Source organism: Alteromonas sp. BZK5, from assembly GCF_014349115.1.
Lineage (GTDB): Bacteria > Pseudomonadota > Gammaproteobacteria > Enterobacterales > Alteromonadaceae > Alteromonas > Alteromonas macleodii.
The window spans coordinates 25,986-41,201 of the sequence record NZ_JACSOE010000039.1; the positions used below are offsets into that span (position 1 = coordinate 25,986).

The window sequence follows — 15,216 nt, forward strand, 5'->3', positions numbered from 1 at the left end:
TATTGAACTTTAGCTCATTGAACTTTGGTATAAGTCATGTAGGGCAAGGCCTACAAGGGTGTGAAGACTATATGAAAAGCCATATAGCAGGTAACGTAAGTCGCAGAAAAGCAGCCCGACTAAACGGGATTAACGTGGGCAAATTAGACTAATTGATAAGGTGAGTTTTATTGCTAAAGCGTTAGGGCTTGCGCAGCTTACTTAAAATACTGATCAAGTTACTTACATTAAATACCGTTCCAAAAATACTGCCCACGGAAATGGCATATAACAGCCCCAAAGTTTCAGCAACAAGAAAAACCTTTCTAATAGTGTGCGTATTGCGGATAACCAAAGATCCCACTGTAAAAATAAGTGAAGACGCATAGGCAATGAAGATTATCCAGCTGTGCTCTAGCACAAACCACTCATAAGCGAGGAAGCCTAGATTCAGCGCAACAAAGAAAAATAAAATGGCATTGCTTCTATGTTTAATGGCAATAAAGTTACGAACGCTGGCAAGCAGTGTTCCAATGCCTGCGGCCATGGCATCTAGCATAAAAAAATGCATGCTAAGTGCACTTAAGGCAAACGCAGAAATAAGCAAATACTTGTCTACGTTAGTTTGGCGATACCCAATAAAATTTAAAACAACGGCTATTGCGCCAAAGCCTTCTGCAACTATGTTCATTAATATAAGCTCATTAAAATTTAAGGTAGAAAGGCTGACAAAGGGCTTTGTATTCACTGGTATATTCGCCCTTTTGATCCCTAATTATCAGCTCATTTTTGATTGCATTTTTCGCTATTAAGCTCGGCCATTCCCGATGTGCAGTAACGTTTTTAAGATTATCACTTGCGCCCTCCATTACTTTTTTAAAGTGGAACGCGCAAAGATAAGGCGATTTGTTAGATGTATGCTTTACATAAAGAATATCTGCCAGCGATAGGCCATAACCTTCAGCCGTTTCGATAACCGAGGCTTCCATCGACGCTGGGTACACACAGTACATTTGCCCTTGTTCTATTAACAACTTGCTGCTTGCACTAAAAAGTTCATCTGGGCCCAATGCAGACGTTTGCCTTGCCACCGAGCGAGATTGGCTTTGCTTGCTGTACGCATTTGAAAGTGTAGCTGGCGTGTTAAAGTAAGGTGGATTAGAAATCACTAGGTCATACAAGTGGGGGGAGGTGTAGCCAGTTACATCACAGCAGTAAATAAACAGCTGTTTGGCCCATTTTGCATTTTTAAAGTTGGTAGCGGCCTGCGCTGCGGCTTGCTCATCTATTTCTATCGCGTCAATTCTGGCTGCGCCATTATCGAACGAGCTGATGTCAATTGAACTGCTTTGAACATTCTGCTCTTCACCGTTCGGATTGCAAAAGTGCGCTGCTTTTTGGGCCATCATCAACGCTAAAATGCCACTGCCGGTGCCGATATCCAAGATGCGTGGGGCATGGCTGAGGTTTGCGCGAAACTGTGCCCAACTTCCTAAAATCAGACTGTCGGTATTCACTTTCATCGCGCATTTGTCCTGTGCTACGGTGAATTGTTTACAGCGGAACATAAGGAAGTCGTATTACCTAGTGCGTTAAAAGGCGCGCATTCTATATCAAGTCGGGTTGTGCTTCACGTTAAGGTTGTGACATTTACTGTGAGCGCTTATTTCCAGCGCTGCAGCGACATCATATTTCTGGCAACGTCAACGGCATGAACGGGTCGGTATTTCTTTAACGGGCCTTTCATTATGCTTTGCCATATGGGCGCCGTTTTCTGCGCTATATCTTCTAGCGTCCGCGACTCGTCGCGATTGCCTAACAATAACGAAGGGCGTACGGCAGAGGCATGGGGTAACTGAGGCATTCGCATAATCGCGTTTTCTAGCTCGCCTTTTACTCGTAAATAAAAGTTACTGCTTTTAGCATCAGCGCCTACCGATGATATCCATACAAAACTGTCCGCGCGCTGAGCTCGGGTCAGCTGTGCTGCAACATGAACATATTCAAAATCAACGCGGCGAAACGCTTGTTTCGATCCCGCCTTTTTAAGCGTGGTGCCCAGACAACAGTACACATGATTTACGCTAAAGTAGCCTTGATAGTCCTGTAGATTGTCGAAGTCGATAACCACGGGCTTTAGGCGATTGTGAGGGTCGTTAAACATACTGGAGGAGAGCGGTTTTCTGACTAAGCAGGTTACCTCATTGTACCGTCTATCCTGTAACAGCATATTTACAAGCGTTCGTCCCACTAAACCTGTCGCTCCTAGCACCATTGCGGATTTCATATGTCGCACCTTGTATCATAAATTGATATAACTACAATCAAACCTTCGACAGTCAAATATGCAGATAAAAATGAAAAAAGCCCTTTTAATTGGAGCCGCTATGCTCTCTACTGCTTTAAACGCTGAAACGCTCACTATTGAGCGTATTTTCTCTTCTCCTTCACTCGATGGCAACGCACCCCGTTCGTTAAAAGTATCACCTGACGGTCAACGGGTAACATTTCTTAAAGGTAAGCAAACCGACTACGAGCGCCTAGATCTATGGGAATACCATATTGAAAGTGGCCAAACTCGCATGCTTTTCGACTCAAACGACCTACAAAGCGGCGAAGAAGTGCTTTCTGATGAAGAGAAAGCGCGACGCGAGCGTATGCGTTTATCTGGCAGCGGTATTGTAAGCTACCAGTGGTCGGACGATGGTAAAGCATTACTTTTCCCATTAGGTGGCGATGTGTTTTATCACAAGCTGGGCGAAAAAGGGGCGAAGCAACTTTTAGATACTGACGCTTTTGAAACTGATATTAAATTATCACCAAAAGGTAACTACATTTCCTTCATTCGCGACCAGAACCTTTATGTAAAACACATTGAATCGGGTAAAGAAACGGCAATTACCAAAGAAGGTGGCGACAACATTAAATTTGGTATGGCCGAATTTGTGGCGCAAGAAGAAATGGGCCGTATGACCGGATACTGGTGGTCGCCAGATGAGACTAAAATTGCCTTTACCAAGGTTGATGAAAGCCCGGTAGATGTGATCACGCGTTCTGAAATCTATGCTGACGACATCAAGCTTATCGAACAAAAATACCCGAAAGCGGGCACGCCAAACGTCTTGGTGGAACTTGCTATTCAAGACATCAACTCTGGCGATCGCACTTGGGTTGATTTAGGTGAAGATAAAGACATTTATTTTGCTCGCGGTAAGTGGATGCCAAACAACACCACCTTCACATACCAATGGCAGACACGGGATCAGCAGACGTTAGAGCTGCGTGCGTTCGACCTTAACAGCAAAAAAGAAAACGTGCTGCTTACAGAATCAAGCAACACGTGGGTAAACCTGCACAACGACCTTTACTTCCTAAAAGACAAAGGCCAATTTATTTGGGCGTCTGAGCGCGACGGTTTTAAACACCTTTACCTATTCGACAACAGCGGCAAGCTGGTTAAGCAATTAACCAAAGGTGATTGGGTTGTAGACAGTGTTGAAGCTATTGATACAGCGAACAACCGTTTGTACTTCTCTGGCCGCAAAGACACTCCACTAGAAAGCCATGTTTACAGCGTGCCTTTAGATGGCGGCGAGATTTCACGTATCACTGAACTAGGCGCGTATCACAGCGCGGCATTTAGCAAAGATGCCTCTATCTTTATTGACCGTTTCTCAACGATTAACTCTCCTGCACAAGTTAGCCTAAATAGCGCCACCGGCGAGCGAATTACCTGGCTTGAAGAAAATAAAGTTGAAGAAGGCCACCCTCTGCACGCTTACATGGATAGCTGGACGGCACCTGAGTTTGGTGACATCTCCACAAAAGATGGCGCAACTCTTAAATATCGAATTTACACGCCTGACAGTGCCAAGCAAAACCCTAAACAGAAGCACCCTGTTATTGTTTACCTTTACGGCGGCCCGCACGCACAGGTTGTAACAAACAGCTGGGCGGGTAACCGTGGCTTGCTTTTCCAACACTGGGTTGATCAAGGCTATGTGGTATTTACGCTAGATAACCGTGGTTCTAACTATCGCGGTAAAGGCTTTGAAGATCCTATTTATAAAAAAATGGGCTTTATTGAAGTGGACGATCAGGTTGCAGGCGTAGAGTTCTTGCGTACGCTTGACTACGTTGACGCTGAGCGTATTGGTGTTCATGGCCACAGCTATGGCGGCTACATGACGCTGATGACCATGTTCAAAGCGGGCGATTACTTTGCAGCGGGCGTGTCAGGTGCTCCGGTAACTGACTGGCGCTTATACGATACCCACTACACTGAACGCTACATGGGCAACCCAAATACAGATGATGATGCTTACACTGCGTCTTCAGTATTCCCTTACGCAAAAGATCTGAAGGGTGACCTTTTGATTTACCACGGCATGGCAGATGACAACGTGTTGTTTACCCACTCGACCATGCTATACAAGCATCTTCAAGACTTGGCAATTCCATTTGAAACTATGGATTACCCGGGCAAGAAGCACAGCATCCGTGGTAAGCAAACGGGCATTCATTTATACAAAACTATTACTAACTTCTTTAACCGTAACTTGAAAGACTAATACGGTTAGAGCCTGGAGCATGTTGATCTCTGTACATCTAAGCTCAACAAGCCAAAGAAAGCAGTAAAAAGCAAAAAGCGATGCTTATGAAGCATCGCTTTTTTTTGGTCAGTTTAATTAACGCTTATTTTGTGCATGTTCGCGTTGTAGCGCTTTGTGCACTTGTAGGGTGATTAGACTTTCTTTACTTGCTACTTCAAAGCATCTATCAAGTATTACAAATGCAGAAACTAGCTAAACATCTGGGTTGCTAGGTTTTGCTGTACCGCCTGAGCAGACGATGCACTTAGTTCAATCTCAATAGGATCGGCTTTGCCCGACAGCCAAATTTTAAGCTCGGCGTCAGTATCAAAATGCCCTGCCGTCTCAACGATAAACTGAGTAATAGATTTGTAAGGAATGGAGTGATAGTTGACTTTTCGCCCGGTAAGGCCTTGCTTATCAATTAGAATTAGGCGCTTGTTCGTGAATACACTTAAATCGCGCACTAGCTTAAACGCAGAGGTAACAGTTTCGTTAGCAGCAAGTATAGGCGTAAGCTCTTCTTGAACATCTGAAGCGCTAGTCTCGCTTGCATTACCCATGATGGTATCAAATAAACCCATGACATTTCCTTTTAGGCAGAGGCAAGTTTAACTCGCCATTGAACTCTATGCGCCAGCGGCTTGGGTTTATCTAAAGCAAAACCTTGACCGAAATCTACTTTAAGATCTCGTAAAACCTCGGCGGTCGCGTTATCGACCACAAACTCGGCCACGGTCTGTTTACCCATACTGTGCGCGATATTATTTATCGCAGTTACTGTAGCATGATCGATAGGATCGTGAACGATATTTCGCACAAATGAGCCGTCGATCTTAACGTAATCAACATCTAGGTTTTTCAGGTAGGTGAACGAGGACATACCAGCACCAAAGTCGTCTAAGGCAAAGCTACACCCCAAATCTCGTAGTGTAGAAATGAAATGTTTAGCAGCGCTTAAGTTAGTTACCGCTGTTGTTTCTGTAATCTCAAAACAAATTTTCTCAGCAGGTACAGAAGTACTTTGCATACGCTTGGCAATCTTATGCAGCGCCATTTCATCCCCCAATGTAATACCCGATAAATTAATCGCGACTTTGCCCACGTTATCGATGTGAGCGGGGTTACGTTCAAGGGTTTTAAGGGTGTTATCTACCACCCACATATCCACTTTGTTCATTAAACCGTGACGTTCTGCCAACGGGATGAAAAGCCCTGGGCTTATAAGACCACTGTCTTTTGCATTTAGACGAAGCAAAATCTCGTAATGCTGAAGTTGGGCGGCCTTTTCTTGGTTGGGCACGTTAAGCGGCATGATAGCTTGGCTATACAACTCAAACCCGTCGTTTTGTAATGCGTGATGCAAGGCATGTAACACCTGGTTTTCACTGTCATCAATGGCCATTTGCGAGTCATTATCATGAAACACAAAGTAACGGTTTCGACCCAAGTGTTTGGCTTTGTAACACGCGTTGTCAGCAGCTTTAATTAACGCTTCTGCACTTTGTGTACTCTCGTTTATTTCAATAACGCCAATGCTTGCCCCTACAAAGAACAACTTGTCGTCATAAACAAAACGATAATTTGAAATCGCCAATAAAAGCTTATCTAGGCGCTTGGTCACCTCGTCCAAACTTTGATTGCGAAATATAATGCAGAACTCGTCTCCCCCTATTCGGGCAAGCAGATCTTGCCCATTCACGTATTGCCTAAATATGGTGGAGATTTCTTTTAGTAGCTTATCGCCGGCTGGATGACCACAGCTGTCGTTTACTAACTTGAATCGATCCATATCGATAAAGCACATCACGCTTTGTTTGTGGTAAGCGCGAGGCGAATTGATGCTCGCCACTTTTTCAAAATCAACGTGGTTTAAAGCCTTGCTCTCGCCCTGCTGACCAGCCGCTTTATGCGTTTCATCAAGGATCGCTCGCAGTTTCTCATCAAATGCATAGCGATTAAACAGCCCGGTTAACTGGTCATGGTTAGCTTGAAAATACACTTCTTCCTGCAGCGCCAGCTCTTTCGTCACATCGCGAGCTATGCCTTCGACGGCAACCAGTAATCCTTGCTCGTCGACAATGGGCGTGTCTGAAAATTCAATCGCTAACGGTTCGCCGACCTTGCCTTGATAATGCACAATATAAGGCTCGGGCTTTTCGCCACGGGCAATGGTTTGACGTATCTCAAACGTCTCGTCAGGTACTTGGCGAACGTACTTCGACTCGTTTGCACAGAAGTCTTCTGCGCTAAACCCTAAAATCTTTTCAATACCTGCGCTCACATACATAAAGTTGTGCTCAACGGTCTTGGTATAAACAAAGTGGCGGTGCATGCCGTCAACTAAGCGGCGATACTTTTCTTCGCTACGCTTTAAATCATGCTGGGCGCGAAAACGTTCGGTCACGTCCCTTACGGTCACCGCAATATTGTCACCAGCTTTTACCACCTGAACTTTTATCCATTGAGGCGCAATCTTATCACTATGAATGGCAAGGTGAGCTTCATAAGGCACGCCAAGTTCAGCAACGTTTTTGGCGTTTTTAAATTCATTGCTTAAGCCTAAATATCGCGTTTGCTCGGCTAAGCTCATGGACCGCAATACATCACATGCACCGCGAAATAGATAGCGACTGTATGAGTTTGCTTCTACTAGAGAAAAGTCATCATCTGTTGGCTGATAAATAAGAAGCGCATCAAGGGAGGCTTCGCTAGCGGTGAGGTAACGCTGTTGACTTACTGATAAATTAACTGCACCTTTAAGCTGCTTGTGCAGTACATAGCTCACCAAAGCCGACATCAGTAGCCCAATTATGATTATCAACAAACCCGCATTATAGGGGCTAAGTTGAGACTGCATAGTAAGATAGAACTCTCGCTCTAAAAACGTGAATGGCTCAAGCCTTACTATGGAACCATCGTTCAGTAACTCACCGCTTTGAAATAATATTTCGTTGTCACCCTGAAGCTGAAAGTTAAACTGCGGCCCCACTAACTCGCCTAACATCACGGTTAATATAGTCTGTACGTCGAACCCCGCCACCAAAAATCCGTGCTCAGGCTCTTGAGGGCTTATGGCCCTGCCTACAAGGATAAAGTGATGTTGAGCGGCATCTGAATACAAAAGTGTGCTTTCCAAATCCTCGGACAAACGCGATATGTTTAAGCCCAATGCATCCATAGGATTGCCAATTAAGCTGTTGTCTATACGGGTTTTAATGCCGGAGGATGGCGTTGCCACCCACGCTATCTCACCGCTAGCATCAATAAATACCAGCGATGAAAAGCCTCTCTGCATAGCCATTAATGACAAAGCTTGCGCATTAAACCAGTCTACTTGGTTTGGCTCAAAGGTGGGCCAGTTTCGCATCAGGTTGTGCAGCGCTTGAATACGTTCGCTTGAGAAAACTTCAAGACTAATTTTTACCTGCTCGGCAACCGACTGCGCCTTAGAAATACGTGCTGCGCGTTCATCGTTTTGAATAAAAACACCAGCAGAAACAAATAAAAAGGTGAGAAAAAGAAACAAAACCGTAGGTAAGGCGTAAATACGATGGTTGTGTTTGCTTAACATGTGCCTGTCTCCGGTAACTAGCGCCGGTATACTAAAGTAGAATTATTAAATAAATATGAATTGTCTTATGTGGTATAGGCTCTGGCGTTATCTAATAGTATCTGGCACTGTAAGGCTTTCGATTTCCTTTTAGTGCGTAAAGGCCCTTGTCGGCGCTACCCCACAAAAAAACCAAAATGAAAAGAGCGTTACTTAATGAGTATTTCTCCAAATTTCGAAGATATAAAACAAGCCTATGAACGTATAAAAGGCGACGTAAAGAAAACGCCAATTGTTGAATCTTCGTTGCTCAACAAGTGGATGGGCAACCGCATTTTGTTCAAAGCAGAGTGCTTACAGACCATCGGGGCATTCAAAATTCGTGGTGCGATGAATTTTTTAGCACGGTTAAAAGAGGAAGGAAGATTACCACAACATGTGGTAGCCAATAGCTCTGGAAATCATGCACAAGCGGTTGCTTATGCGGCAGCACATTTCGGCTGTAGCGCCACAATTTTCGCAAGCGAAACTATATCGCCAATTAAAGCTGCCGCTACGCAAAGCTATGGTGCTGAATTAAAACTATTCCCTACCCGTCCAGAAGCAGACGCGGCTGTCGAGCAAGCATCAAAAGCGCCAGACACAGTCTGGATACCGCCGTTTAACCACAAAGATATTGTGGCAGGACAAGGCACGGCAACGTTAGAAGCGCTTAACGAAATTGGTGAGGTAGATGCTGTCTTTGCGCCGTGTGGTGGCGGAGGGTTATTGTCGGGCTCATTACTAGCAACTCGCGCACTACAGCCAAATGCATTGGTCATTGGCGCTGAGCCTGCCGAAGCCAATGATGCCTCTATGTCGTTGCAAGCTGGTGAGATCATTGCTTTAGACTATGCTCCAAATACCTTAGCAGACGGTGCAGCCACGCCTTCTGTTGGCGATGTAACGTTTCCTATACTGCAAGAAATAGATGATTTCTACGAAGTGGATGAGCTGCAAATTGCTTATTGGACCCAATGGCTACATCATTTACTAAAGCTTCATATTGAGCCCACGAGCGCGATGACCATGGCTGCAGTAGCGGCTTGGGCTGCCAACACTCCACCTGGGCAAACCGCTCTTGTTATATTGAGTGGTGGCAACATTAGCCAGTCGAGTATGGCTAAGATTTGGGAGAGAGATTTTTTGCTGCAGCCTCCCATTCTTGAACTTGATGACGAAGACGAATTTGAAGACACCGAGCGTGCCGAGGCATAGCGTTGCGTTAGTGCGCAGCTATTGAAACTTGAGCAGCTCGGTATAAAAACTAAAAAACAAAGAATAAAACAGAAATAAAAAAGGCAGAAACTCACTATGAACTCTACATTGTCGGCACTGACATTTAAAAAGCACTCGCTTTCAAAATTGCTAACCGCAACGTTTGCAACAGCGGCAACGTTAGGCGCTATGACCACCTCGCTTACGGTGGATGCTGCAACGCTAGTCGAGAACGTAAAAGGCTATACCTTAAATGAAAAGGGTGAACTCACTACTTTTAAAAATCTTCTTTTGGACGAAGGTAAGGTAGTAGCACTAGACATAGAGAAAGGCAAAACCTCTGTTGATGACACCATAGACGGCGAAGGCAAAGTCATGCTTCCCGGCCTTATCGACGCTCACGGTCACCTTCTCGGTCTAGGGGCAAACTTACTAGAAGTTGACTTACGTGAAAGTAAAAGTGCGAAAGACGCTGCCAAGATGGTTGCCGAATACGCTTTTGCGAATGGACAACAAGCTTGGATTACCGGGCGCGGTTGGAACCAGGAATTGTGGTCTGACAGAGCGTTTCCAACAGCGGCTGATCTAGATAAAGTCATTTCTGACCGACCTGTGGCGCTAGCTCGTGTAGACAGCCACGCTACCTGGGTGAACAGTAAAGCGATGGAAATCGCGGGTATAACTAAAAACACCCAATCGCCCGCAGGGGGCGAAATCATTAAGGACGCTGACGGTAATCCTACCGGTGTTTTCATTGATAATGCATCTCAATTAATTGAAGCGTATTTGCCTAAAGCAAGCAGCGCTATTTACGAGCAACAATTACATGCAGCAGGTGAGCACTTACTAGCAAATGGCGTTACGTCAATGCACGATGCTGGCGTAGGCAGAGACGTTTACGATTTCTATTTAAAAGAATCGGTAGAAGGTGACTTGCCCGTGCGTATTTATGCCATGGTGAGTGCTACAGATCCTGATCTCAGCACCATGCTGGGCAATGGTACTATTCGCGACCAAGACGACTTTTTATATATTCGTTCGGTAAAAGCCTATGGCGACGGTGCACTAGGTAGCCGAGGCGCAGCATTGCTTGAACCTTATTCAGATGCACCGCATCAACATGGTTTGCTGTTAACTCAACCAGAAGATATGACCCAACTGTTTACTACGGTAATTGGTGCGGGCTTCCAGCTTAACTACCATGCCATTGGTGATAAGGCTAACCATGTTGCACTGAACGAGTTTGAAACCACGTTTAAGAGTATTGGCGGCAGCGAACTGCGCAACCGCATTGAGCATGCACAGGTGATTGCGCCTGACGACCTAGCCCGCTTTGCTTCGCTGAAGGTCTTACCTTCCATGCAGCCTACTCACGCCACCAGCGATAAGAACATGGCGGAAGATCGCCTTGGCAAAGATCGTATGAAAGGCGCTTACGCGTGGAAAACGCTACTCGATTCGGGCATTGCACTGCCCTTAGGCTCTGATTTCCCTGTTGAGCTTGCTAACCCATTTTACGGGCTTCACGCTGCGGTTACGCGACAAGACAGAAACAATCAACCCGTAAAAGGTTGGTATGCCCACGAAGCGTTAACCATTGAACAAGCCTTTAAAGGGTTTACATTAGATGCTGCCTACGCAGGGCACATGGAAGATACCTTGGGCACACTGACGCCAGGAAAATGGGCAGACTTTATCTTGGTCGACCAAGATATTTTTACCATTGATGCCAAAGACATTTGGAAAACCGAAGTACACGCAACTTATGTGGCTGGAGAAGAAGTTTTTTCTAAATGAGTAGCGAAAACAAAAGCCTGTTAACCAAAGGGATTGGCGGCATTGGCGCTGCCCTTTTGGTGTTAAATGGCCTTATTGGGGCGGGCATTTTTGCTCTGCCCGCTAAAATGGCCGCTGAGCTCGGCGCTTTCAGCCCTTACATCTTTTTGATTTTTGGCACGCTAATGCTGGCCATAGTGTGGTGTTTTGGGCAGCTAGCGGCGCTGTACCAAGAAACCGGTGGACCTGTGGTGTACGCCCAGAAAGGCTTCGGCGACGCAGCGGCGTTTCAAACTGGCTTTATTTACTATTTAGCTCGCGCAACCGCGATTGCCGCCAACATGCACGTGTTATTGCTGTACGCCGGCTATGTGTGGCCCGAACTGAATGCGGGAATAGGCAAGTCATTCGCTATTATTGCGCTTACCACAGCACTAATCGTAGTGAATATTGTTGGCCTTAAGGCCGCCATGCGTTCACTTGATACTATCTCGGTGCTAAAACTGCTGCCTTTCGTGGCGCTTATTGCGGTTGGTTACTGGCAGCTCGATTTTTCTACTGCGCTAACACGTTCTTCGGAAACCGTTGTACCTGCGTTTGACACCTTTTCTGCCGGTGCCCTACTTACGCTTTACGCCTTTATTGGTTTTGAAACGGTAGTGGTCACGAGCGGCGAGACCAGTTCACCAAAAAAGACCATACCTCGGGCTTTAATGCTTACAGTTTCAGGTATCGCCATATTTTACTTTTGCGTGCAGTGGCTTTATTGGCACACTGTAGGGCCTGCAAAGCCGGATAGCGCACCACTTATTGCACTCGCCAATATGATATTTGGCGAAACTGGGGCGCTTATAATGACGCTAACCGCCGTGGTGTCGGTTGCCGGTAACTTACTGGCAAATATGATTTCTACGTCTCGGCTGACGTTTTCTATGGCCCAGCAGTCACTTATTCCAGGTAAACTGGGACAGAAGTTAGGCGAGATTCATGCGCCCTTTGCTACCCCAGCAGTTTCCATATTAATACTGGGAATGTTTGCCGGTACTATGGCACTTAGCGGTAGCTTTGTGTGGTTAGCTATTTCCAGTGTGCTTGCCCGGCTTGTGGTTTACGCCGTGTGTGTAGTGGTGTTGATGAAAGCACAGCGGGCTTCATTGCAAGGTGCTACCTTGCAGAGCGCTTCTTCACAAAGCAGCATGCAGCAAGATAATTCTGAGAATGACGCTTATTTTAACGGCTCTGCAGGCGCATTTGCCAGCCCTGTAAACCTGTTTCGACGTCTGATACCCTTTGTCGCACTAGCGGTTTGCGCATGGTCTATTGCACAGTCGTCAACCAACGCGTGGCTATTTTTACTGGGTGAATTAGTGGTTGGCGCACTGCTTTATTTTTTTTATTTCGCTCCAAGCAACAAAGAATCAAAAGGTTAAACCGTGGAAATTCAAGTTATACCCGTTACGCCCTTTGCCCAAAACTGTTCATTAATTTGGGATTCATCCACTAACAAAGGCGCGTTTGTCGACCCAGGCGGCGACGTTGAAAAGTTGATTGTAGCTGCATCGAATAAAGGCGTGAGTATAGAGAAAATTATACTCACTCATGGGCACTTAGATCATGTGGGCGGCACTGTCGCCATTGCTGAACATTACGGTGTCCCCATTGTAGGGCCGCATATTGGCGATAAATTCTGGCTAGATGCACTTATGCAGCAAAGCCAGATGTTTGGCTTTCCACCCGCCCAGCCTTTTGCTCCCAACGAGTGGTTAAACGACAACGATACCATTTCAGTGGGCAATTTAACGCTAGAAGTGCTGCATTGCCCGGGTCATACACCTGGTCATGTGGTGCTGGTAGAACGCTCAAGTAATCGCGTTATTGTGGGTGATGTAATTTTCGCAGGCTCTATTGGCAGAACTGATTTCCCACAAGGTAATCATCAGCAATTAATCGACTCGATTAAACAGAAAATTATGGTGCTGCCGGATAATATGACGATTTACCCGGGTCATGGGCCAACCACTACGGTTGCAACCGAAAAGGCCACGAATCCTTATGTTTCGAGTCAATTCGGATAAAACCTCACGTTTTATAAGCAGTGAAAGAACAAAAAGGCGAGGTGCGTTGAACAAGCTTTTGCTTGTTTCGCCCTCGCCTTTCGCTTATTTAAAGCTTGCTATGCATTCGCTTAGCGCAATGTCTATAAAGCGTTATTAACTAACGCTTATTCGTATGCACCGCTAGCATAATGCAACTCATAGCTGTGGCTATAAATTTCAAGGATGTTGCCAAACGGGTCTTCCATGTAAATCATGCGGTAAGGCTTTTCACCCGGATAGTAATAACGCGGCGCCTTCATTCGCTTTTTACCACCAGCAGCGACAATTTTTTCAGCCAAGCCTTCTACATCTGGGTCTTGAACACAGAAATGAAAGATACCGGTTTTCCAATATTCAAAGTTGTTTTCTGGGTTCTCTTGGTTGCTGAACTCAAAAATTTCAACGCCGACACGATCACCTGTTGAAAGGTGCGCAATGCGGAATTTCCCCCAACCTGGACCAAATACATCGGTACACATTTCGCCAATGGCCGAGTCATCTTCAACAATCTCGGTTGGCTTCATGATGAGGTACCAGCCAAGTACTTCAGTATAAAATTTCACGGCAGCTTCTAAGTCAGGTACCGAAATTCCAATATGAGAAAACGTACGTGGATATGGTGTTTTTACTGCTTCAGTCATCACTTACTCCTATGTAGTGCAAGTTATCGAAATGGCTTAAGCGGCCGCCTCGTCAAGAAGGCCAACTCGAACACCGCTTAAGTGAATGTGCATACATAGTAGCTAGACAAAGATGAAACATGAAATTATGATATTTTCTAAATTTAATAATTTTAAATTATAGAAAATGATAAACCCTACTTGGCTAGACACCTTCATCACGTTAGTAGAAACGGGGAACTTTACGCGCACCGCAGAGCAACGGTTTATGACGCAGCCGGGCGTAAGTCAGCACCTTAAGAAACTGGAAGAGGCATGTCAGTGTGAACTAGTCATCCGTTTAGGCAAGGGGATTCAGCTAACTGAACAGGGCCAGCGTGTGTACCACTATGCCAAGGAGCAGCAGGAAAAAGAGCAAGATTTTATTGCCAGCTTAAAGTTTGACGCCCCTTTTGAAGGTAAGTGTGTAGTGGCCTGCTCGGGTGCGATTGCTCAGCGTATTTACCCTGCTCTGCTGGCACTGCAAAAACAGCATAGCGCGCTTAATATTCACGTGGAAGTCGCACCTCGTCGTACTATTTTGTCAGGCATTGCGAACAATACGCTGGAGCTTGGCATTGTGACAAACCAGCCAGAGAGCGAAGATATACATAGTGAGTATTTAGGCGAAGAAGCATTGGGGCTTATTCTACCGCGTAGCCTACCTGACGCGCTTGCTGCGCAGATTCCTGAGTTATCTGATAATACGCAGGGTTGTATCTCTAATTCGGGTTCGGGTTCGGGTTCGGGTTCGGGTTCGGGTTCGGGTTCGGGTTCGGGTTCGGTAGCAAAAGTAGCAAGCGTATCTGGAAAAGCAAAGAGTAAAACTGTTGATGCTAGTTCATTAAAAGCCGTCATCAAGCATCTAGGGCTTATTAATCACCCTGATGCTATGCACTACTTGCAGCGCTATTTTAACGATTGCGGAGAAGCTGAGTTAGCCAACATTAATCCGAATAAGTTGCCTCATGCCGGCTACATAAACCAGCTTTCGCAAATTCTACTGCCGGTAAGCGAAGGGTTGGGTTACACCGTGCTGCCCACCAGCACACTAGACTTTGTGTCTTTTGCCGACAAACTTACCGTCTACAAAGCTAAAAATGAAGTAACCGAGCCCCTATACAGTGTTCAAACACCCCACAGCGCTCTACCCGCCCGCTACCAAGTAGTAAAACAAGCCATCACCCAAGTATTGGGTTAAAAATTGGGGTCAGAGTCTGAGGTATCCCCACAAATAATATAACGATATCAGCGAGATAAAAAAGATAGGAACATTCATGACGTTTGGTGATCAGATCAATCGC

General features: G+C 45.7%; 12 protein-coding genes. 6 read left to right on the plus strand and 6 right to left on the minus strand.

Annotated features, from left to right (window positions below):
* Nucleotides 1-181 precede the first annotated feature (181 nt).
* The 3 genes from BIZ39_RS12415 to BIZ39_RS12425 form a co-directional block, all read right to left on the minus strand.
* A complete protein-coding gene (locus BIZ39_RS12415; RefSeq protein ID WP_168533812.1) occupies nucleotides 182-670 on the minus strand; it encodes a YgjV family protein in 489 nt (162 codons plus the stop codon).
* Nucleotides 671-683: 13 nt separating this feature from the next.
* Entirely contained in the window at nucleotides 684-1,502 is an 819-nt protein-coding gene (locus BIZ39_RS12420; protein WP_049588720.1) for a tRNA1(Val) (adenine(37)-N6)-methyltransferase, read from the minus strand.
* Nucleotides 1,503-1,642: 140 nt separating this feature from the next.
* Nucleotides 1,643-2,266, minus strand: coding sequence for an NAD(P)H-binding protein (locus tag BIZ39_RS12425; protein ID WP_014950755.1), 624 nt, complete (start codon nucleotides 2,264-2,266; stop codon nucleotides 1,643-1,645).
* A gap of 70 nt (nucleotides 2,267-2,336) precedes the next feature.
* On the opposite strand from BIZ39_RS12425, the gene BIZ39_RS12430 reads away from it, so the two are divergent.
* The gene (locus tag BIZ39_RS12430) at nucleotides 2,337-4,550 is read left to right on the plus strand and encodes a S9 family peptidase (protein WP_187447115.1); all 2,214 of its coding nucleotides are present in this window, start codon (nucleotides 2,337-2,339) and stop codon (nucleotides 4,548-4,550) included.
* Nucleotides 4,551-4,780: 230 nt separating this feature from the next.
* Here the strand turns inward: BIZ39_RS12430 and BIZ39_RS12435 are convergent, their stop codons facing one another.
* Nucleotides 4,781-5,155 carry a PH domain-containing protein gene (locus tag BIZ39_RS12435; RefSeq protein WP_014950757.1) on the minus strand — a complete coding sequence of 125 codons (375 nt, stop codon included), beginning with the start codon at nucleotides 5,153-5,155 and terminating at the stop codon, nucleotides 4,781-4,783.
* 11 nt (nucleotides 5,156-5,166) lie between these two features.
* Entirely contained in the window at nucleotides 5,167-8,145 is a 2,979-nt protein-coding gene (locus tag BIZ39_RS12440; RefSeq protein WP_187447116.1) for a putative bifunctional diguanylate cyclase/phosphodiesterase, read from the minus strand.
* Between the two features lie 195 nt (nucleotides 8,146-8,340).
* Here BIZ39_RS12440 and BIZ39_RS12445 point away from each other — a divergent pair, with 195 nt between their 5' ends.
* From BIZ39_RS12445 to BIZ39_RS12460, 4 genes are all read left to right on the plus strand, one after another.
* Nucleotides 8,341-9,381 carry a serine/threonine dehydratase gene (locus BIZ39_RS12445; protein WP_168533806.1) on the plus strand — a complete coding sequence of 347 codons (1,041 nt, stop codon included), beginning with the start codon at nucleotides 8,341-8,343 and terminating at the stop codon, nucleotides 9,379-9,381.
* A 96-nt stretch (nucleotides 9,382-9,477) separates the two neighbouring features.
* Complete coding sequence (locus BIZ39_RS12450) at nucleotides 9,478-11,178, plus strand: amidohydrolase (protein WP_168533804.1); 1,701 nt, start codon at nucleotides 9,478-9,480, stop codon at nucleotides 11,176-11,178.
* Complete coding sequence (locus BIZ39_RS12455; protein WP_168533802.1) at nucleotides 11,175-12,587, plus strand: APC family permease; 1,413 nt, start codon at nucleotides 11,175-11,177, stop codon at nucleotides 12,585-12,587. The genes BIZ39_RS12450 and BIZ39_RS12455 overlap by 4 nt, the downstream gene beginning before the upstream one ends.
* A 3-nt stretch (nucleotides 12,588-12,590) precedes the next feature.
* On the plus strand, nucleotides 12,591-13,232 hold the full coding sequence (locus tag BIZ39_RS12460) for an MBL fold metallo-hydrolase (RefSeq protein WP_187447117.1): 642 nt from the start codon (nucleotides 12,591-12,593) through the stop codon (nucleotides 13,230-13,232).
* A gap of 146 nt (nucleotides 13,233-13,378) precedes the next feature.
* On the opposite strand, the gene BIZ39_RS12465 is transcribed toward BIZ39_RS12460, so the two are convergent.
* The gene (locus BIZ39_RS12465; RefSeq protein WP_014950763.1) at nucleotides 13,379-13,894 is read right to left on the minus strand and encodes a lactoylglutathione lyase family protein; all 516 of its coding nucleotides are present in this window, start codon (nucleotides 13,892-13,894) and stop codon (nucleotides 13,379-13,381) included.
* A 166-nt stretch (nucleotides 13,895-14,060) separates the two neighbouring features.
* Here BIZ39_RS12465 and BIZ39_RS12470 point away from each other — a divergent pair, with 166 nt between their 5' ends.
* A complete protein-coding gene (locus tag BIZ39_RS12470; protein WP_187447118.1) occupies nucleotides 14,061-15,113 on the plus strand; it encodes a LysR family transcriptional regulator in 1,053 nt (350 codons plus the stop codon).
* Nucleotides 15,114-15,216: the final 103 nt, after the last annotated feature.

Excerpts from the sequence above, each read along its gene's own strand:
- BIZ39_RS12415 (WP_168533812.1), bottom strand. The coding sequence starts at position 670 with ATGAACATAGTTGCAGAAGGCTTTGGCGCAATAGCCGTTGTTTTAAAT.
- BIZ39_RS12420 (WP_049588720.1), bottom strand. The coding sequence starts at position 1,502 with ATGAAAGTGAATACCGACAGTCTGATTTTAGGAAGTTGGGCACAGTTT.
- BIZ39_RS12425 (WP_014950755.1), bottom strand. The coding sequence starts at position 2,266 with ATGAAATCCGCAATGGTGCTAGGAGCGACAGGTTTAGTGGGACGAACG.
- BIZ39_RS12430 (WP_187447115.1), top strand. The coding sequence starts at position 2,337 with ATGAAAAAAGCCCTTTTAATTGGAGCCGCTATGCTCTCTACTGCTTTA.
- BIZ39_RS12435 (WP_014950757.1), bottom strand. The coding sequence starts at position 5,155 with ATGGGTTTATTTGATACCATCATGGGTAATGCAAGCGAGACTAGCGCT.
- BIZ39_RS12440 (WP_187447116.1), bottom strand. The coding sequence starts at position 8,145 with ATGTTAAGCAAACACAACCATCGTATTTACGCCTTACCTACGGTTTTG.
- BIZ39_RS12445 (WP_168533806.1), top strand. The coding sequence starts at position 8,341 with ATGAGTATTTCTCCAAATTTCGAAGATATAAAACAAGCCTATGAACGT.
- BIZ39_RS12450 (WP_168533804.1), top strand. The coding sequence starts at position 9,478 with ATGAACTCTACATTGTCGGCACTGACATTTAAAAAGCACTCGCTTTCA.
- BIZ39_RS12455 (WP_168533802.1), top strand. The coding sequence starts at position 11,175 with ATGAGTAGCGAAAACAAAAGCCTGTTAACCAAAGGGATTGGCGGCATT.
- BIZ39_RS12465 (WP_014950763.1), bottom strand. The coding sequence starts at position 13,894 with ATGACTGAAGCAGTAAAAACACCATATCCACGTACGTTTTCTCATATT.
- BIZ39_RS12470 (WP_187447118.1), top strand. The coding sequence starts at position 14,061 with ATGATAAACCCTACTTGGCTAGACACCTTCATCACGTTAGTAGAAACG.